15 protein-coding genes are annotated in these 17,590 nt (G+C 65.5%); 5 read left to right on the top strand and 10 right to left on the bottom strand.

Annotated elements, in window-relative coordinates; translation table 11 throughout:
* Positions 1-277: 277 nt before the first annotated feature.
* Positions 278-1,354, bottom strand: coding sequence for an S-methyl-5-thioribose-1-phosphate isomerase (gene mtnA / locus ACI2KK_RS18975; protein ID WP_404670098.1), 1,077 nt, complete (start codon positions 1,352-1,354; stop codon positions 278-280).
* Between the two features lie 111 nt (positions 1,355-1,465).
* Between mtnA and ACI2KK_RS18970 the strand changes: the two genes are divergently transcribed.
* The 4 genes from ACI2KK_RS18970 (at position 1,466) to ACI2KK_RS18955 (ending at position 5,116) form a co-directional block, all read left to right on the top strand.
* Positions 1,466-2,791, top strand: coding sequence for a TRZ/ATZ family hydrolase (locus ACI2KK_RS18970; RefSeq protein WP_404670097.1), 1,326 nt, complete (start codon positions 1,466-1,468; stop codon positions 2,789-2,791).
* 63 nt (positions 2,792-2,854) lie between these two features.
* A complete protein-coding gene (ubiG, locus tag ACI2KK_RS18965) occupies positions 2,855-3,553 on the top strand; it encodes a bifunctional 2-polyprenyl-6-hydroxyphenol methylase/3-demethylubiquinol 3-O-methyltransferase UbiG (protein WP_217842306.1) in 699 nt (232 codons plus the stop codon).
* 2 nt (positions 3,554-3,555) lie between these two features.
* Positions 3,556-4,227, top strand: coding sequence for an N-acetylmuramic acid 6-phosphate phosphatase MupP (gene mupP, locus ACI2KK_RS18960; protein ID WP_404670096.1), 672 nt, complete (start codon positions 3,556-3,558; stop codon positions 4,225-4,227).
* 148 nt (positions 4,228-4,375) lie between these two features.
* On the top strand, positions 4,376-5,116 hold the full coding sequence (locus ACI2KK_RS18955) for a YciK family oxidoreductase (RefSeq protein ID WP_217842304.1): 741 nt from the start codon (positions 4,376-4,378) through the stop codon (positions 5,114-5,116).
* A 67-nt stretch (positions 5,117-5,183) separates the two neighbouring features.
* On the opposite strand, the gene ACI2KK_RS18950 is transcribed toward ACI2KK_RS18955, so the two are convergent.
* The 7 genes from ACI2KK_RS18950 to ACI2KK_RS18920 all read right to left on the bottom strand — a co-directional run bounded on the left by ACI2KK_RS18950 (position 5,184) and on the right by ACI2KK_RS18920 (position 13,135).
* A complete protein-coding gene (locus ACI2KK_RS18950; RefSeq protein ID WP_404670095.1) occupies positions 5,184-5,969 on the bottom strand; it encodes a TenA family transcriptional regulator in 786 nt (261 codons plus the stop codon).
* Between the two features lie 38 nt (positions 5,970-6,007).
* Positions 6,008-8,464: an EAL domain-containing protein gene (locus ACI2KK_RS18945; RefSeq protein WP_404670094.1), complete on the bottom strand. Its 2,457-nt coding sequence runs from the start codon at positions 8,462-8,464 to the stop codon at positions 6,008-6,010.
* Between the two features lie 240 nt (positions 8,465-8,704).
* Positions 8,705-10,537 (bottom strand): ABC transporter ATP-binding protein, encoded by a 1,833-nt coding sequence (locus tag ACI2KK_RS18940; protein WP_404670093.1) that lies wholly within the window; start codon positions 10,535-10,537, stop codon positions 8,705-8,707.
* Positions 10,530-11,162 carry a DsbA family protein gene (locus tag ACI2KK_RS18935; protein WP_404670092.1) on the bottom strand — a complete coding sequence of 211 codons (633 nt, stop codon included), beginning with the start codon at positions 11,160-11,162 and terminating at the stop codon, positions 10,530-10,532. Before ACI2KK_RS18935 ends, ACI2KK_RS18940 begins: the two co-directional genes overlap by 8 nt.
* A gap of 3 nt (positions 11,163-11,165) precedes the next feature.
* The gene (locus ACI2KK_RS18930; protein WP_404670091.1) at positions 11,166-12,098 is read right to left on the bottom strand and encodes a rhodanese-related sulfurtransferase; all 933 of its coding nucleotides are present in this window, start codon (positions 12,096-12,098) and stop codon (positions 11,166-11,168) included.
* 205 nt (positions 12,099-12,303) lie between these two features.
* On the bottom strand, positions 12,304-12,600 hold the full coding sequence (locus ACI2KK_RS18925; protein WP_404670090.1) for a BolA family protein: 297 nt from the start codon (positions 12,598-12,600) through the stop codon (positions 12,304-12,306).
* 10 nt (positions 12,601-12,610) lie between these two features.
* On the bottom strand, positions 12,611-13,135 hold the full coding sequence (locus ACI2KK_RS18920) for a DUF2059 domain-containing protein (RefSeq protein ID WP_217888181.1): 525 nt from the start codon (positions 13,133-13,135) through the stop codon (positions 12,611-12,613).
* A 155-nt stretch (positions 13,136-13,290) separates the two neighbouring features.
* Between ACI2KK_RS18920 and ACI2KK_RS18915 the strand changes: the two genes are divergently transcribed.
* Positions 13,291-14,685 (top strand): class II fumarate hydratase, encoded by a 1,395-nt coding sequence (locus tag ACI2KK_RS18915; RefSeq protein WP_404670089.1) that lies wholly within the window; start codon positions 13,291-13,293, stop codon positions 14,683-14,685.
* Positions 14,686-14,803: 118 nt separating this feature from the next.
* Here the strand turns inward: ACI2KK_RS18915 and ACI2KK_RS18910 are convergent, their stop codons facing one another.
* Together ACI2KK_RS18910 and pap are read right to left on the bottom strand one after the other, a co-directional pair.
* A complete protein-coding gene (locus ACI2KK_RS18910) occupies positions 14,804-15,766 on the bottom strand; it encodes a DMT family transporter (RefSeq protein WP_404670088.1) in 963 nt (320 codons plus the stop codon).
* A 279-nt stretch (positions 15,767-16,045) separates the two neighbouring features.
* Positions 16,046-17,536, bottom strand: a complete 1,491-nt coding sequence (gene pap / locus ACI2KK_RS18905; protein WP_404670087.1) for a polyphosphate:AMP phosphotransferase — start codon at positions 17,534-17,536, stop codon at positions 16,046-16,048.
* Positions 17,537-17,590 lie beyond the last annotated feature (54 nt).

The raw sequence follows: 17,590 nt of genomic DNA, 5'->3' as shown, positions 1-17,590 counted from the left end.
TTAGGTAGGTGCGACGACATACGACAAATCAATGAGTTGTGCCATGGATCTGCGCAATGAAGGCCGCACACATGGGCGGCCTTGGAAACTGCCGGATGTTACCACAAAGCCTTGGCGCATGGGAGATATGGCAAGGGGCCGCAGCGCTGATCAAAAGCCCATCCGAATGGATGCCCAGCCACCCCCTCGCAAGCCATGCACTGCACCTGCAGGAGCGGGCTTGCCCGCGATGGGCTGCGCAGCAGCCCCGCTTCACCGCAACAGGTATCGCATGCCTTCAATGCAGGCGCTTGCGGCACATCAACTGGGCGATTTTGAGCACATCCGGCCGCTCGACCACGCCCTTCTCGGTGACGATCACATCGATCAGGTCGGCCGGTGTCACATCCACCACCGGGTTGTACGCCTCGATGTCCGCCGTCACCTGCATACCTTCCACCTCCAGCAACTCTTCCTCGCCGCGCACTTCCAGGGTGATGTCCTCACCGGTGGGCAGGTTCAGGTCGATGCTGCTGCTCGGCGCCACCACCATGAAGCGCAGGCCATGGTGCATGGCGATCACCGCCAGCTGATAAGTGCCGATCTTCGCCGCCACGTCGCCATTGGCGGCGATGCAGTCGGCACCGACCACCACCCAGGTGACGCCCTTGGTCTTCATCAGGTGCCCGGCCGCAGCATCGGCGACCACCGCCACCGGCACGCCGTCCACCGCCAACTCCCAGGCCGTCAGGCGCGAGCCCTGCAGCCAGGGGCGGGTTTCGCACACATACACCTGCTCGACCATGCCCTCCATTGCCGCAGCACGGATCACCGCCAGCGCAGTGCCAAAGCCGCCACTGCCCAGCGCCCCGGCATTGCCGTGAGTGAGCAGGGCCTGCTCGCTGCCCTGGTGCTTGCGCATCTGCTCCAGGCCAAACTGGGCCATGGTCAGGTTGGCCTCGCGGTCGCTGTCATGGATGGCCACTGCCTCGGCCTCCATCACCGCCAGCAGGTCTTCATCAGGGCGCACCCGCTGCAGGCGCTCACGCATGCGGTTGAGCGCCCAGAACAGGTTGGCCGGCGTCGGGCGGGCCTCGCCCAGCAGCAAAAAGTCTTCTTCCAGCGCCTCTTCCCAGCCCTCGCCCTCGGCCAGGCGCTGGCGCAGCGCCAACACCAGCCCATAGGCGGCGCAAATGCCGATGGCCGAGGCGCCGCGCACGACCATGTCGCCGATCGCCTCGGCCACCTGCGCCACGTCGCTGCACGCCAGCCAATCCTGCTCGAGCGGCAGCAGGCGCTGGTCAAGCAGGTGCAGCACGCCGTCGCGCCACGCGATGCCTGTCACCGTCTCTGCTGCCAAGAGTTGCTCGCGCATCGCCATTTCCCGTTACCCGGCCATGAAAAGCCGGCGATTATAGCGACCCTCGGCAACGGGTGCTCGGGTATACTGCGCGTTTAACCGACAGCGCCCAGGTAGATGCCCCGCATGCCCAGCCCCACTCCCCCTCTCGACCTGCTGCTGGTACCTGCCTGGCTGGTGCCCGTGGAGCCGGCCGGCGTGGTGTTCGAAGGCCATGCGCTGGGCATCCGCGACGGCCTGATCGCCTGGCTCGGGCCGCGCGAACGCGCCCCGCAAGCGCTGCAAGTGCGCGAACTGCCGGGTTGCCTGCTCACTCCAGGGCTGATCAACGCCCACGGCCACGCCGCCATGACCCTGTTCCGCGGCCTGGCCGACGACCTGCCGCTGATGACCTGGCTCAAGGAGCACATCTGGCCGGCCGAAGGGCGCTGGGTCGACGAAGCCTTCGTGCGCGACGGCACCGACCTTGCCATCGCCGAGCAGCTCAAGGGCGGCATCACCTGCTTTGCCGACATGTACTTCTTCCCCCGTGAAGCCTGTGACCGGGTACACCGCAGCGGTATCCGCGCGCAAATCGCCGCACCGCTGCTGGACTTCCCGATCCCCGGCGCGCGCACCCCGGAAGAAGGCCTGCACCAGGCCATCGAACTGTTCGGCGACCTGCGCCACCACCCGCGTATCAGCGTCGCCCTCGGCCCCCACGCGCCCTACACCCTGAGCGACGCCAGCCTGGAAAAAATCCGCGTGGTCGCCGACCAGCTGGATGCCCCGGTGCACATGCACATCCACGAAACCGCCGGCGAAGTCGAGCAGGCCGTCGCCGACAGCGGCGAACGCCCATTGGCGCGCCTCGCCCGCCTGGGCCTGCTGGGGCCCAACCTGCAGGCGGTGCACATGACCCAGGTCAGCGACGACGATCTGGCCCTGCTGGTAGAAAGCAACACCAGCGTGGTTCACTGCCCGGAAAGCAACCTCAAGCTGGCCAGCGGCTTCTGCCCGGTCGAACGCCTGTGGCAAGCCGGGGTCAACGTGGCCGTGGGCACCGATGGCGCAGCCAGCAACAACGACCTCGACCTGCTCGGCGAAACCCGCACCGCGGCCCTGCTGGCCAAGGCCGTGGCCGGCAGCGCCACCGCGCTGGACGCCCACCGCGCGCTGCGTATGGCCACCCTCAATGGCGCCCGGGCGCTGGGCCTTGAGGCCGTTACCGGTTCGCTGCAAGTGGGCAAGGCCGCCGATGTGGTCGCCTTCGACCTCAACGGCTTGCTGCAGCAGCCGGTGCACTGCCCGGTGTCGCAACTGATCTACGCCACCGGCCGTGACTGCGTCAAAGACGTCTGGGTCGCCGGCCAGCCACTGCTGCTGGACCGGCACCTGACGCAAATGGATGAAACCGCGCTGGCCAATACCGCCCGCGCCTGGGGCGCCCGCATCAACGGGCGCCAGGAATGACCGGCCGCCAGCCCAGGCTGGCGCCCAGTGCACTATTTACATGAGTTTCAGAGGACTGTTCAGATGAGCAACGTCGACCACGCCGAAATCGCCAAGTTCGAAGCCCTGGCCCACCGCTGGTGGGACCGCGAGAGCGAGTTCAAGCCACTGCACGACATCAACCCGCTGCGGGTCAACTGGATCGACGAGCGCGTCAGCCTCGCCGGCAAAAAAGTGCTGGACGTCGGTTGCGGCGGCGGCATCCTCAGCGAAGCCATGGCCCAGCGCGGCGCCACCGTCACCGGTATCGACATGGGCGAGGCGCCGCTGGCGGTGGCCCAGTTGCACCAGCTGGAGTCTGGCGTGCAGGTGGAGTACCGGCAGATCACCGCCGAAGCCCTGGCCGAAGAAATGCCCGAGCAATTCGACGTGGTCACCTGCCTTGAGATGCTCGAGCACGTGCCCGACCCCTCGTCGGTGATCCGCGCCTGCTACCGCATGGTCAAGCCCGGCGGGCAGGTGTTCTTCTCCACCATCAACCGCAACCCCAAGGCCTACCTGCTGGCGATAATCGGCGCCGAGTACATCCTCAAGATGCTGCCGCGCGGCACCCACGACTTCAAGAAGTTCATCCGCCCCTCGGAGCTTGGCGCCTGGAGCCGCGTTGCCGGTCTTGAAGTGAAGGATATCGTCGGGCTGACCTACAACCCGCTGACCAAGCACTACAAGCTGAGCACCGACGTCGACGTCAACTACATGATCCAGACCCTGCGCGAGGAATGAGCATGCGCCTGCAAGCTGTACTCTTCGACATGGACGGCACCCTGCTGGACACCGCGCCGGACTTCATCGCCATCTGCCAGGCGATGCTCGCCGAGCGCGGCCTGCCGGCGGTTGACGACACGCGCATTCGCGAGGTGATCTCCGGTGGCGCCCGCGCCATGGTGGCCGCCACCTTTGCCATCGAGCCCGACAGCGAGGGCTTCGAGGCCCTGCGCCTGGAGTTTCTCGAGCGCTACCAGCGCGACTGCGCGGTGCACAGCAAGCTGTTCGACGGCATGCCGGAGCTGTTGGCCGACATCGAGCGCGGCAACCTGCTGTGGGGCGTGGTCACCAACAAGCCGGTGCGCTTCGCCGAGCCGATCATGCAGCAGCTGGGCCTGGCCGAGCGTTCGGCGCTGCTGATCTGCCCCGACCACGTGAAAAACAGCAAGCCCGACCCCGAGCCGCTGATCCTGGCCTGCAAGACCCTGAACCTGGACCCGGCCAGCGTCTTGTTCGTCGGTGACGACCTGCGTGACATCGAGTCCGGCCGCGATGCCGGCACCCGCACCGCCGCCGTGCGCTATGGCTATATTCACCCCGAGGACAACCCCAACAACTGGGGCGCCGACGTGGTGGTGGACCACCCGCTGGAACTGCGCAAGGTGATCGACAGCGCGCTGTGCGGCTGCTGACTTCCCAGGCCTGACGCCATTCTCTGCAGGAGCGGGCTTGCCTGCGATTGCAATCGATCAGGCAAGCGTTTTGCCTGACCGGGCCCCATCGCGGGCAAGCCCGCTCCTACAGGGAATGCGTCGTCCACAGATTTCAAGGACACATCACATGTTCGACTACACCGCCCGCCCCGACCTGCTCAAGGGCCGTATCATCCTGGTTACCGGCGCCGGCCGCGGCATCGGCGCCGCCGCCGCCAAGGCCTATGCCGCCCTGGGCGCCACCGTGCTGCTGCTGGGCAAGACCGAGGCCAACCTGAACGAGGTCTACGACCAGATCGAAGCCGCCGGCCACCCGCAACCGGTGGTGATCCCGTTCAACCTGGAAACCGCCCTGCCCCACCAGTACGACGAGCTGGCGGTGATGATCGAAGACCAGTTCGGCCGCCTTGACGGGCTGCTCAACAACGCTTCGATCATCGGCCCGCGCACGCCCACCGAGCAGCTGTCGGGCGACAACTTCATGCGCGTGATGCACATCAACGTCAACGCCACCTTCATGCTCACCAGCACCCTGCTGCCGCTGCTCAAGCTGTCGGAGGACGCCTCGGTGGTGTTCACCTCGAGCAGCGTCGGGCGCAAGGGCCGGGCCTACTGGGGTGCTTATGGCGTGTCGAAGTTCGCCACCGAAGGCCTGATGCAGACGCTGGCCGACGAGCTCGAAGGCGTGGCCCCGGTGCGCTCCAACAGCATCAACCCCGGCGCCACCCGCACGGCGATGCGCGCCCAGGCCTACCCCAGCGAGAACCCGCAGAACAACCCGCTGCCTGAAGAGATCATGCCGGTGTACCTGTACCTGATGGGGCCGGACAGCAAGGATGTGAACGGGCAGGCGCTGAACGCGCAGTAATCGCTATCGCGGGGCAAGCCCGCTCCCACGGGATATCGTGGGAGCGGGCTTGCCCCGCGATGCTTTTTCAGCCCGCCGCCAGTGCCGGGCGCAGGTGCCCCTGCTGGCGCCCCTCCAGTTGCATGCAGCGTTCCAGGAACAGGAACATGCAGTCGTAGCTCTTGCAGATCGCCCGGCGCAGTTCGGTGCGCAACCCCAGCGTGGGGTTTTCGCCGGCCAGGGTGCAGATGATTTCCAGCGCCTCCCAGGGGTGCGCATCGTCATACTGGGCATGCATCTTCAGCCACTTCATCGCCCGCTTGCGGTCTTCGTCGGCAAAACCCTGTGCGTAGGTGTCACCTGCACACACCACCGCCGCCCACTCACCCGTGGCGCCCTCGATGGCGTAATTGGTGGCCGCCATCGCAATCGCCAGCGACTCGGTGGCGCACACCCGCCAGCACCAGTCGTTGAGGCCGTTGAGCTCCGGCGGCACCTCCTGGGCCTGCAGGTCGCGCAGGTGGATGCCATGGGCCTGGCACCAGTGCACCCAGTAGTCGGCGTGGTTGAGCTCGACGCGGATGTTGCGCATCAGCCAGCGCCGCGCCATGTCCTCACCGGCATGGCGGCCGTAGCGGGTCTTTTGCAGGTTGTGAGCCATGTACAGCGAGAACTGCTCCACCACCGGCCAGCCACCGATCAGGTACTGGCGGATGGTCGCCGGGCGCAGTTGGCCGTCGCGCAAACGCTGGTAGAACGCATGCTCCACCACCCGGCGCTTGCTCTCGCGGCAATCTTCGATCAGTTGCTGGGCCCAATCCGGATAACTGGCCGGGTCCATCAAGGGCCCGATCCGTACGAACGCGTCAATCACTGTCAGCTCCTTGATTCCCTGTGATTTACCGTCATTGCTCAGCGAAAGGTCCCTGGCGCCCTGTGCAACAGGGGCCTCGCTGCAATCCGTTGGCGCTGCAGGCTGTCGCAGGTGAACACCTGCGGGCGTTCGATCAGGTAGCCCTGGGCGTAATCGACGCCGATTTCCTGCAAGGCCTGCTCGATCAGCGGCGTCTCGACGAACTCGGCAATGGTCCGCTTGCCCATGACGTGGCCGATGTGGTTGATCACTTCGACCATCGCCCGGTTGATCGGGTCGTCGAGCATGTCTTTGACGAAACTTCCGTCGATCTTCAGGAAGTCTACTGGCAAATGTTTCAAATACGCGAATGACGACATTCCGGCGCAGAAATCGTCCAGCGAGAACTTGCAACCCAGGCCCTTCAATTCATTGATGAAGCGAATAGCGCTTCCCAAATTCGCGATAGCGCTGGTCTCGGTTATTTCAAAACAGATTAAGCGCGGCGGTATATCGAACTCGCCAAACAGCCGCTGCAGGTACTCGAGGAACTTGTCATCGCCGATGCTGGTGCCCGACAGGTTGATCGCACACATGGCCAGCGGCCCCTCGCGGCCTTCGTCCAGGCACTGGCGAATCACCTGGAACACGCTGCGCACCACCCAGCGGTCCAGCGCGGTCATCAGCCCGTAACGCTCGGCGGCGGGGATGAAACTGTCGGGCAGGATGGTGCGGCCGCTTTCATCGTGCAGGCGCAGCAGAATCTCGATATGGCCGGCGCCCTCCATGGCCTTCAGCGGGGCGATTTCCTGGGCGTACAGGCAGAAGCGGTTCTCTTCAAGGGCCACGTGCAGGCGCTGGATCCAGGCCATCTCGCCAAAGCGCATGGATAGCTCGCTGTCATCGGCGTGGTACACCTGCACCCGGTTGCGGCCCTTCTCCTTGGCCATGTAGCAGGCCATGTCGGCGGCGCGCAGCGAAGCCTCCAGCGTGCTGGGCGCCTGGGCGATATGCACCAGGCCAATGCTCACGGTGGTGACGAACGGCCTGCCCTTCCACACAAAATGCAGGCTCTGCACGGCTTGGCGCAGCTGTTCGGCGATGCGTTCGGCCTGCTCCGACGGGCAGTTTTCCAGCAGCACGCCAAACTCGTCGCCGCCAAGGCGCGCCAACGTATCCCCCTCGCGCAGGCCCGATTGCAGCACGGCGCAAATGTGCCGCAGCAGCTCGTCGCCGGCGGCGTGGCCGCAGGTGTCGTTGACCAGCTTGAACTGGTCGAGGTCGAGGAACATCAGCGAATGCCGGCCGGCCTGGCGCGACAGGCTGTTCAGCGCCTGCTCCAGGCGGTACTCGAACTCGCGGCGGTTGGCCAGCCCGGTCAGGGCGTCGTGGGTGGCCTGCCACGACAGGTTGGCGATGTACTGGCGCTCCTGGGTCATGTCATGCAGCACGACGACAATGCCGCTGACCTGGCCGTCGGTAAGAATCGGCGAGCCGACCAGGTTGACCGACACCGTACTGCCATCCAGGCGCTGGATCAGCCGGGCGTGCTCGGCGCCGCCCTTGAGGCTGCCGCTGAGCACCTGCTCGACCAGGGTACGGCTGTCTTTCTCGGCATTTTCGTCGAGCAGGCTGAACAGCGCCGCCAGCGGCAACCCTTCAGCCTGGGCCGCCTGCCAGTGGGTCAGTTGCTCGGCCGCGGGGTTCATGTAGGCGATGCAGCCATCGACATCGGTGGTAATCACCGCATCGCCGATCGACTCCAGGGTAACCTGCGCCCGCTCCTTTTCTTCCTGCAATGCGGTGGCGAAGGCCTGGCGCTGGGCCAGCAGCTTGCCTGAGCGGCGCCAAGCCATGGCGATCAAAAACAGCGCTGTGACCAGGTTGGTGATCATCAGCACCCGCAGCAGCATGCGTGAGCCTTCGCCCAGCGCGTCACTGAAGGCCTTGGCGGCCGGGGTCACGCCGTCGTTGATGGCAACGATGCGCGCCTTCCATTCGGCCACCTGGCGGGCATCGGCCTCGCCGCTGGCAAAGCCATCGCGCATCTGCCCGGCCAGCACATCGAGCTGGCGCAGGTAGTCGTCGCCGACATCCCAGTAGTCGATGGCGGTCTGTAAATAGCTGACCTGGCGAAAGTTGCGGTAGAACCAGATGATCCGGGCGACGTCGTCGGGGTGGTTGCCGCCCTGCAAAATGCCCTTGCGCGCGGCGTCCAGATCGGGCTGGGGCAGGTCCAGGGCCACGCGCAGGTCGTGGTCGCCCTGGGGCACCAGAATGGCCTGGCGGTAGCGCTGGTAGGTCAGCGGGTGGCGGTCGTCGGCGTACAGGCTCAGGTAGTAGATGGCGTCCTTCTGCGCCTTGGACCACAGGCTCTCGCCCGCCACGTAGGCGCGCACTGCCGACAAGGCATAAAGGCTGGCGCTGCCCAGCAGCACCTGGAACACCACAACAGCGACGAACGGCCAGATGATGCCCAGCAGCCTTGGCGCCTCGAGAGTCCGATTTCCCGTCATGTAATCCCTGTCACTGCGGCAGATAAGGCACGAATCGACCTAGACAACGCTCAGCGTAGGCCATTTGCCATGCGTGTGACGGGGATTTTGCGGGCGGGGAAATCGCGCACGCCCCCTGTAGGAGCGGCCTTGTGTCGCGATGGACCGCGCAGCGGTCCCGGGATCTTGGCATCATGTGAAATCGCCGGGGCTGCTGCGCAGCCCTTTCGCGACACAAGGCCGCTCCTACAAGGGCCAGGCTCAGGTTTGCTGCAAGTGCCCGTACAACTTGGCATACAACCCACCCTCGGCAATCAGCTGCTGGTGGTCGCCATCCTCGGCCACATGCCCGCCATCGAACACCAGCACCCGGTCGGCCTGTTTAACCGCCGACAGCCGGTGGGCGATGATCAGCGTGGTACGCCCGACCAGAAAACGCGCCAACGCCTGGTGCAGGTTGTACTCGGTGGCAGCATCCAGCGCCGAAGTGGCCTCATCCAGAATCACCACCTTGGGCTCGGCCAATACCATGCGGGCTATGGCCAGGCGCTGGCGCTGCCCGCCCGACAGACGCACGCCGGAACGCCCGACCACACTGTCCAACCCCTGGGGCAGCGCAGCGATGGTGGCATCCAGCTGGGCGATGCGCAGCGCCTGCCAGCAGGCTTCGTCGGTGCAGTCGCGGCCCATGGTCAGGTTGGCGCGCACGCTGTCGTTGAACAGCGACGGGTGCTGCAGCACCACCGCCACGTTTTCGCGCAGGGTCTCAAGGCCGATTTCCTGCAGGCTCGCGCCCCCAAAGCGGATGGTCCCGGCCTGGGCGCTGTACAGCCCCAGCAACAGTTGCACCAGGGTGCTCTTGCCGCCACCGCTGGCACCGACGATGGCCACCTTCTCGCCCGGGGCAATGGCCAGGTTCAGCTGGTCCAGCACCGGCTCGTCGGCGTAGGCGAAGCGCAGGTCGCGCACCTCGATACCCACCGTCTGGCGCCCTGCAAAGGGGTCGCTGGCCGCCGGGTACTGCGGCTCGTCGGCCCGCGCCAGCAGCTCGTTGAGCCGGCTCAGGGCGCCGCCGGCGGCGTAGTAGGCGTACTGCAGGTTGAGCAGTTGCTCCACCGGGCCGATCATGAACCACAGGTAGCTGAACACCGCCAGCATCTGGCCGATGGACAGGTCGGAGAACAGCACGGTGAGCATGGCCGCGGCGCGGAAGATATCGATGCCGAACTGGAACAACAGCCCGCTGGCACGCCCGCTGGCGTCGCTCTTCCACTGCGAGGCCACGGCGTAGTCGCGCACTTCGCGGGCGCGCAGGCCCAGGCGGCCGAGGAAGTAGCCCTGGCGGTTGCCGGCACGGATCTCCTGGATGGCGTCGAGGGTCTCGCTCAGCGCCTGGGTGAAGCGCGCGGTGCTGTCGTTCTCGAGCTTTTTCAGGTGCTTGACGCGCTTGCCCAACTGCACGGTGAAGTAGATCACCAGCGGGTTGAACAGCAGGATCAACAACGCCAGCTGCCAGTGCATCCACATCAATATGGCGGCAGTGCCGGTAAGCGTCAGCACCGCCACCAAAAAGCGGCTGAGGGTTTCGCCGACGAACTTGTCGAGGGTGTCCAGGTCGGTGACCAGGTGCGTGGTCACCGTGCCGCTGCCCAGGCTTTCGTATTCTTTGAGTGAAATGCGCTTGAGCCGCTCGATCAGGCGGATGCGCAGGCGGTAGACGATATCCTTGGCCAACCCGGCAAACAGCTTGGCCTGCACCACGTTGAAGGCCAGCGCCGCCAGGCGCAGGCTCAGGGTGAAGGCAAGCATCAAGCCGATATAACCTGCCGCCACCTGCCAGCCGGCGGGCAAGAACTGGTTCATCCACTTCAGCGCCGCATCGCCGCGGCCCAGCAACACCTCATCCACCAGCAGCGGCAGCAGCAACGGAATGGGCACGCTGCACAGGGCCGCGAGCACCGCCACCAGGTTGGCAGTCCACAGGGCTTTCTTGTGGTGCAGGGCCAGGCGGCGGATTTCCGCCCAGCTCAGGCGATCAGGCACAACGGAGGGCTTCCCGGGTACCGGGTCGGGCGACCCGGGCACATCAAGCACAGGCGGCCTGCTGCAGCCAGCGGCCGAGCAAGGGTTGCAGGCTGTCCAGCGGCTGGTAGCCGTTGGTCAGCAAGGCCAACTGGCCGTTGCGCTCGGCCAGCAGCGTGGGGAAGCCGGCAATACCCAGGTCCTGCACCCAGGCAAAATCGGCGCTGGTGGCGGCGCGGGCGTCATGCCCGGCAAAGCGCTGGGCGAACGTCTCACGGTCGAAGCCGGCCTGTTCGGCCAGCTCCACCAGCTGCGGGGCGCGGGTAACGTCCACGCCTTGCTGGTAGAACGACGCCTGGATCAGCTTGAGCAGGCCCCACATGCGCGCCTCGTCCAGCTCACGTGCCGTCACCAGGGCGCGGCAGGCAGGCTCGGTGTCGTAGACGAAACCGTCAGGCATGGCGCCGTCGAAACGAAACGGTTGGCCGGTGGCGTCATGCACCGCCTGCCAATGCTCGAGGATGTACTTGCGGGTCGAGGCGTCCAGCGCACTGCCGCCACTGCGCAGGCCGCCGGGCACCAGGCGGGTGCTGACACCCGCGTCCGCGGCCTGGGCGATCAGGGCCTCGGCCACCGGCGCGAAACCCCAGCACCAGGAGCACATCGGGTCCATCACGTAGATCAGGCGGGCAGTCATGGATCAGGCCTCGGCTTTGTAGTTGAAACCGATCGGGTGTGGCAGGTTGCGCGCCTTGGCCAGCTCGATCTGCTTCTGCCGGTCGATGGCGCTGCGCCGGGTCTTTTCGCTCAGCGAGTCCCAGCAATGCGGGCAGCTCACACCGGGCGAGTAGTGCTCGGACTCGCGGTCCGCCGCATCGATCGGGTGGCGGCAGGCATGGCACTGGTCGTACTCGCCCTCGCTCAGGTCGTGGCGCACGGTGACCCGGTTGTCGAAGACGAAGCAGTCGCCGTCCCACAGGCTTTCGTCCTGGGCCACTTCCTCGAAGTATTTCAGCACGCCGCCCTTGAGATGATAGACCTCTTCGAAGCCTTCACCGAGCATGTAGCTGGAGGCTTTTTCGCAGCGGATGCCACCGGTGCAGAACATCGCCACCTTCTTGTGCTTGCTCGGGTCGAAGTTGGCTTTGATGTACTCGGGGAACTCGCGGAAGGTCTCGGTCTTCGGGTCGAGGGCGCCCTTGAAGGTGCCGATGGCCACTTCGTAGTCGTTGCGGGTGTCGATCAGCAGCACCTCGGGGTCGCTGATCAGCGCGTTCCAGTCCTTGGGCTCGACATAGGTGCCAACCGCCTTGTTCGGGTCGACGCCCGGCACGCCCAGGGTGACGATTTCTTTCTTGAGCTTGACCTTGGTGCGGTAGAACGGCTGCTCGTCGCAGTACGACTCTTTGTGGTCGACATCCACCAGGCGCGCGTCGCTGCGCAGCCAGGCGAGCAGGCCGTCGATGCCTTCGCGGGTGGCCGAGACGGTGCCGTTGATGCCTTCGTTGGCCAGCAGCAAAGTGCCTTTGACGCCGTTGTCGAGCATCACCTTGAGCAGTGGCTCGCGCAGCTCGACGTAGTCTTCGAGGGTGACGAACTTGTACAGCGCCGCCACGACGATCGGTTGGGTCATTGCGTTGAATCTCCAGGTGGCTGCCCTCGTAAGGGGCGAACCGGGCTTTTACATGGGCAGGTTGGGGGTGCTTTGCACCCCTTTCGCGGCACAAGGCCGCTCCTACAGGGGGACAGTGTTGTCGCTGTAGGAGCGGCCTTGTGCCGCGATGGGCCGCGCAGCGGCCCCGAAGGATGGCGAAGTCTAGCAGAATCCCTTAAAGGATTCAGTGCCCGCCGCCGGCGCACACCGGCGAAGCCGGCGCCACGCCCACCTGCGCCCACTCCTCGGGGGTGTAGGTGTGGATGGCCAGGGCGTGAATCTCGCCCATCAGCTCACCCATGGTGGCGTAGACCTTCTGGTGGCGCTTGACGCTGTTCAGCCCGGCGAACTGCTCGCTGACCAGCACCGCCTTGTAGTGCGTCTCCTGGCCACGGCTGTGCATGTGGCTTTCGTTGTGCACTTCAAGGTGCTCGGTGCCCAGCGGCGCCAGTTGCTGCTCGATGCGTTGCTGCATGTTCATCGCGCTCGGCTCACTTCTTCGCAGGGGCCGCGGCCTTGCCGGCGTTCGGGTCGAGTTCCTTGGTCATGTCGTCGAGCAGCTTGTTGACCACAGGTACCGCAGGCTCGAGGCTCTGTTGAGTGAGCTGGGCCGACTGCTGGGTGACCTTGGGCATTTCACGCAAGACTTTCTTGCCCAGCGGCGACTCGTAGAACTTCACCAGGTCGTTCAGCTCGGCCTCGGTAAAGGTGGCGGTGTACAGGTTGACCATCTGCGGCTTGAGTTTCTTCCAGCCGATGGCGTTGTCCAGGGCAGCATTGGCCTTGGCCTGGTAGCTGTCGAGCACGTTCTTCTTCGAAGCCGGTGCCTTGGTTTGCTCGAAACGCTGGGCGAACATCTGCTGGACCTGCATGTACACCGGGGTGCCCAGCTTGTCGGCATTGGCCAGGGTCAGGAATTTCTCGGCAGCAGCGTTGTGGCTGGGGGTGGCAGCGAGTACCTGGCCGCTGGCGCAAACCAGGGCAACGGCGGCACAGAGGGCACGGAGACGGGTCATTGCATTTCCTTCGTGAAAGGGAGGCGGGTACCTCAGAGTAGAGCATTCTGCGCCGTGGTGGCGATGTGCTCAAGTGGCACGACGAGCGATGCAACTGCTCGGTCGAATCACGGCCTAAACTGCGAATTCGCACTGCTAAAAGGAGAAAGCGCAGCATGAGCCGTATCGAGACAGACAGCCTGGGCCCGGTCGAAGTTCCAGAGCACGCCTACTGGGGGGCGCAGACCCAGCGCTCGCTGATCAACTTCGCCATTGGCAAGGAACGCATGCCGCTGGCGGTGCTGCATGCCCTGGCACTGATCAAGAAAGCCGCAGCGCGGGTGAATGACCGCAACGGCGATTTGCCGGCCGATATCGCCCGGCTGATCGAGCAGGCCGCCGACGAAGTGCTCGATGGCCAGCATGACCAGCAATTCCCACTGGTGGTTTGGCAGACCGGCAGCGGCACCCAAAGCAACATGAACGTCAACGAGGTGATCGCCGGGCGCGCCAACGAGCTGGCCGGCAAAGGCCGCGGCGGCAAGGTGCCGGTGCACCCCAACGACCACGTCAACCGCTCGCAGAGTTCCAACGACTGCTTCCCCACCGCCATGCACATCGCCGCCGCCCAGGCGGTGCACGGCAAGCTGCTGCCGGCCATCGCCGAACTGTCGTCCGGGCTGGCCGAGCTGTCGGCGCGTCACCAGCACCTGGTCAAGACCGGCCGCACCCACATGATGGACGCCACCCCGATCACCTTCGGCCAGGAGGTCTCGGCCTTCGTCGCCCAGCTGGACTACGCCCAGCGCGCCATCCGCGCCAGCCTGCCGGCGGTGTGCGAGCTGGCCCAGGGCGGCACCGCGGTAGGCACCGGGCTCAACGCCCCGCACGGCTTCGCCGAGGCGATTGCCGCTGAGTTGGCAGCGCTGTCCGGCCTGCCCTTCATTACCGCCCCGAACAAGTTTGCGGCGCTTGCCGGCCACGAGCCGCTGACCAGCCTGGCCGGCGCGCTGAAGACCCTGGCCGTGGCCCTGATGAAAATCGCCAACGACCTGCGCCTGCTCGGCTCCGGCCCGCGCGCGGGGATCGCCGAGGTGCGCCTGCCGGCCAACGAGCCGGGCAGCTCGATCATGCCCGGCAAGGTCAACCCCACCCAGTGCGAGGCTTTGTCGATGCTGGCTTGCCAGGTGCTGGGCAACGACGCAGCGATCGGCTTTGCAGCCAGCCAGGGCCACCTGCAACTGAACGTGTTCAAGCCGGTGATCATCCACAACCTGCTGCAGTCGATCGAGCTGCTGGCTGACGGCTGCAGCAACTTCCAGCAGCACTGCGTGGCCGGCATCGAGCCCGACGCCGAACAGATGGCCGCGCACCTGGAGCGCGGGCTGATGCTGGTGACCGCGCTCAACCCGCACATCGGTTACGACAAGGCCGCAGAAATCGCCAAGAAGGCCTACAGCGAAGGCAAGACCCTGCGCGAGGCGGCGCTGGAGCTCAAGTATTTGACCAACGAGCAGTTCGACCAGTGGGTAAGGCCCGAGAACATGCTGGCACCAGGGGGCAAAGGCTAACCTCAAAAACGCTACGCATCCCCTGTAGGAGCAGGCTTGCCTGCGATGAGGCCCAACCAGGCAACCTCATCGCAACGCCTGGCACCGGCACCGCCGGTGATCGCCGGCAAGCCGGCTCCTACAGGGTTCGGCTTTGCTGCATGTGCCTCGCCCGCCACCCCGCCACCAGCGAAGGCCCCAACGCCACCAGCGTCGAGCCCAGCACCACGGTCACCGCCCCCACGTAACCCAGCGCATTGATTTGTTCAGCCTGTACATAGTCCGGCCACACCCAGGCCGCAACCGCCACCGCAACAAAGGTCACCAACGGCGTCAGCGCCAGGGTGGCACTGACCCGCGACGCCTCCCAGTGCGCCAGCGCCTCGGCAAAGGCGCCATAGGCCACCAGGGTGTTCAAACAGCAGGCCAGCAGCAGCCAGCCCTGCAACGGGCTCAACTGCAAGGCCTCAAGCGGGTGCACCCAGGGTGTCAGCAGCAAGGCGCAGCCCAGGTAGATCACCATCATCACCTGCTGCGAATTCCACACCGTCAGCAGCTGCTTCTGGCTCAGCGCATAGAACACCCAGATGCTGGTGGCCAGCACGATGGTCAGCACCCCGGTGGTGTACACCCCCATCGAGGTCAGCAGCTCTTCCAGGCGCTGATTGAAGAACAACCCGAAGCCCGCCAGCAACACCAGCAGGCCGACACCCTGGCCCAGGCTGAAACGCTCCTTGAACACGAACACGCTGGCCACCAGCAGCAGTACCGGCCCCAGTTGCACCACCAGTTGCGCAGTACCCGGGCTGAGCAGCTTGAGGCCGACCAGGTACAGCACGTAGTTGCCCAAAAGCCCGAGGATGGCCACTGCCACCAGGCCCTTGCCCTTGCGGCTCAGGCGCGCGGGTGACGGCAAGCGGCGGTTGGCCGCCAGCCACACGAACAGCAGGCTGCCGGAGACGCTCAGGCGGTACCAGGTGACGGTCACCGGGTCCATCACCTGCAGCACCTGTTTCAGCTTGATCGGCAGGATGCCCCACAGCAGAGCGGTCAACAGGGCGAGCAGCAGGCCGAACAGCCAACGGCCGGAAGTGATGTGCATGGTGTCCTCGATACAGGCCCGGGGTGGGGGTGGCTGAATTCTAAGGGGTTGCAGCGGTGTGGCGGGGATTGGTTGCGGGAAAAGAATTCATCGGGTCATTCCGGCAGGGCATGGCACGCCTTATGGCTGCGATCCCGCAAGCGCGACGCGTACCCTGTAGGAGCGGCCTTGTGTCGCGATGGGCTGCGCAGCAGCCCCGGCAATATTGTATGAATCGAAGATATTGGGGCTGCTGCGCAGCCCATCGCGACACAAGGCCGCTCCTACAGGGCGATACGGCTACTTCTTGTGTTTGGCAAACGCCGCCTCCAGCGCCTGGTTGATGGTGCGCAGCACCTTCACCCGCGCCCAGCGCTTGTCGTTGGCCTCCACCAGCGTCCACGGCGCGATCTCGGTGCTGGTACGGTCGACCATGTCACCCACCGCCTCGCTGTACACATCCCACTTGTCGCGGTTGCGCCAGTCTTCTTCGGTGATCTTGTAGCGCTTGAACGGGATCTGCTCACGCTCCTCGAAGCGCTCCAGCTGGGTCTGCTGGTCGATCGCCAGCCAGAACTTCACCACCACCACGCCGGCGTTGCGCAGCTGTTCCTCGAAGTCGTTGATCTCGCCATAGGCACGCATCCAGTCGGCCGGGCTGCAAAAGCCCTCGACCCGCTCCACCAGCACCCGGCCATACCAGGAACGGTCGAAGATGGTGAACTTGCCACGCGCCGGGATGTGCCGCCAGAACCGCCACAGGTAGGGTTGTGCACGCTCTTCTTCGGTGGGTGCGGCAATCGGCACGATGCGGTACTGGCGCGGGTCCAGCGCCGCCGCCACGCGGCGGATCGCCCCGCCCTTGCCGGCTGCGTCATTGCCCTCGAACACCGCCACCAGCGCGTGCCGGGCCATGTGCTTGTTGCGCAGCAGCCCGGCCAGGCGCGCCTGCTCGGTCACCAGTTGCTCTTCGTAATCGTGCTTGTCCAGGCGCAGGGTCATGTCCAGGGCGCCGAGCAGGCTCTTGTCATCGATGCTACGGCCCAGCGGTGCCACGTTGCCCTCGTGCTTGCGCGGCTTGTTGCCCAGCGCCGCCTGCAGGCTCTCAAGCAGGATGCGCCCCACCGCCAGGCTGCGGTAGTGCGGGTCGACCCCCTCGACCACATGCCATGGCGCGTAGTCGCGGCTGGTGCGGCGCAGCACCCGTTCGCCAAAGCGCACGAAGCGGTCGTAGGTTTCCGACTGCTGCCAGTCCAGCGGGCTGATGCGCCAGTTGTGCAGCGGGTCGTGCTTGAGCGCCTTGAGCCGCGCCTTCATCTGCTTTTTCGAAAGGTGGAACCAGAACTTGATGATCAGCGCGCCTTCATCGCACAGCATCTGCTCCAGGCGCTCGGCGCCGACGATGGCCTGGTCCAGCACCGCGTCCTTGAACTCGCCGTGCACCCGGCCTTCGAGCATCTGGCTGTACCAGTTGCCGAAGAACACGCCCATGCGCCCCTTCGGCGGCAGTGCGCGCCAGTAGCGCCAGGCCGGCGGGCGGGCGAGTTCTTCGTCGGTCTGCTGGTCGAAGGTGCGCACCTCGATCAGGCGCGGGTCCATCCATTCGTTGAGCAGCTTGACCGTCTCGCCCTTGCCGGCGCCTTCGATGCCGTTGATCAGCACGATCACCGGGAAACGCGCCTGCTGCTTGAGCTCGTATTGCGCTTCGAGCAGCGCCTCGCGCAAGGCCGGCACCTCGGCGTCGTAGGTTTCCTTGTCGATGCTGTGACCGATTTCTGCGGATTCGAACATGCCTGGCTCCTTCAATGGATAAGCAAGACTAGCGGATTGTGCGTGGCCTGTACC

Source organism: Pseudomonas sp. NPDC089406, assembly GCF_044900265.1.
GTDB lineage: Bacteria > Pseudomonadota > Gammaproteobacteria > Pseudomonadales > Pseudomonadaceae > Aquipseudomonas > Aquipseudomonas fakonensis.
This window is presented reverse-complemented; position numbering and strand designations above follow the sequence as displayed.

Excerpts from the sequence above, each read along its gene's own strand:
- mtnA (WP_404670098.1), bottom strand. The coding sequence starts at position 1,354 with ATGCGCGAGCAACTCTTGGCAGCAGAGACGGTGACAGGCATCGCGTGG.
- ACI2KK_RS18970 (WP_404670097.1), top strand. The coding sequence starts at position 1,466 with ATGCCCAGCCCCACTCCCCCTCTCGACCTGCTGCTGGTACCTGCCTGG.
- ubiG (WP_217842306.1), top strand. The coding sequence starts at position 2,855 with ATGAGCAACGTCGACCACGCCGAAATCGCCAAGTTCGAAGCCCTGGCC.
- mupP (WP_404670096.1), top strand. The coding sequence starts at position 3,556 with ATGCGCCTGCAAGCTGTACTCTTCGACATGGACGGCACCCTGCTGGAC.
- ACI2KK_RS18955 (WP_217842304.1), top strand. The coding sequence starts at position 4,376 with ATGTTCGACTACACCGCCCGCCCCGACCTGCTCAAGGGCCGTATCATC.
- ACI2KK_RS18945 (WP_404670094.1), bottom strand. The coding sequence starts at position 8,464 with ATGACGGGAAATCGGACTCTCGAGGCGCCAAGGCTGCTGGGCATCATC.
- ACI2KK_RS18935 (WP_404670092.1), bottom strand. The coding sequence starts at position 11,162 with ATGACTGCCCGCCTGATCTACGTGATGGACCCGATGTGCTCCTGGTGC.
- ACI2KK_RS18930 (WP_404670091.1), bottom strand. The coding sequence starts at position 12,098 with ATGACCCAACCGATCGTCGTGGCGGCGCTGTACAAGTTCGTCACCCTC.
- ACI2KK_RS18925 (WP_404670090.1), bottom strand. The coding sequence starts at position 12,600 with ATGAACATGCAGCAACGCATCGAGCAGCAACTGGCGCCGCTGGGCACC.
- ACI2KK_RS18920 (WP_217888181.1), bottom strand. The coding sequence starts at position 13,135 with ATGACCCGTCTCCGTGCCCTCTGTGCCGCCGTTGCCCTGGTTTGCGCC.
- ACI2KK_RS18915 (WP_404670089.1), top strand. The coding sequence starts at position 13,291 with ATGAGCCGTATCGAGACAGACAGCCTGGGCCCGGTCGAAGTTCCAGAG.
- ACI2KK_RS18910 (WP_404670088.1), bottom strand. The coding sequence starts at position 15,766 with ATGCACATCACTTCCGGCCGTTGGCTGTTCGGCCTGCTGCTCGCCCTG.
- pap (WP_404670087.1), bottom strand. The coding sequence starts at position 17,536 with ATGTTCGAATCCGCAGAAATCGGTCACAGCATCGACAAGGAAACCTAC.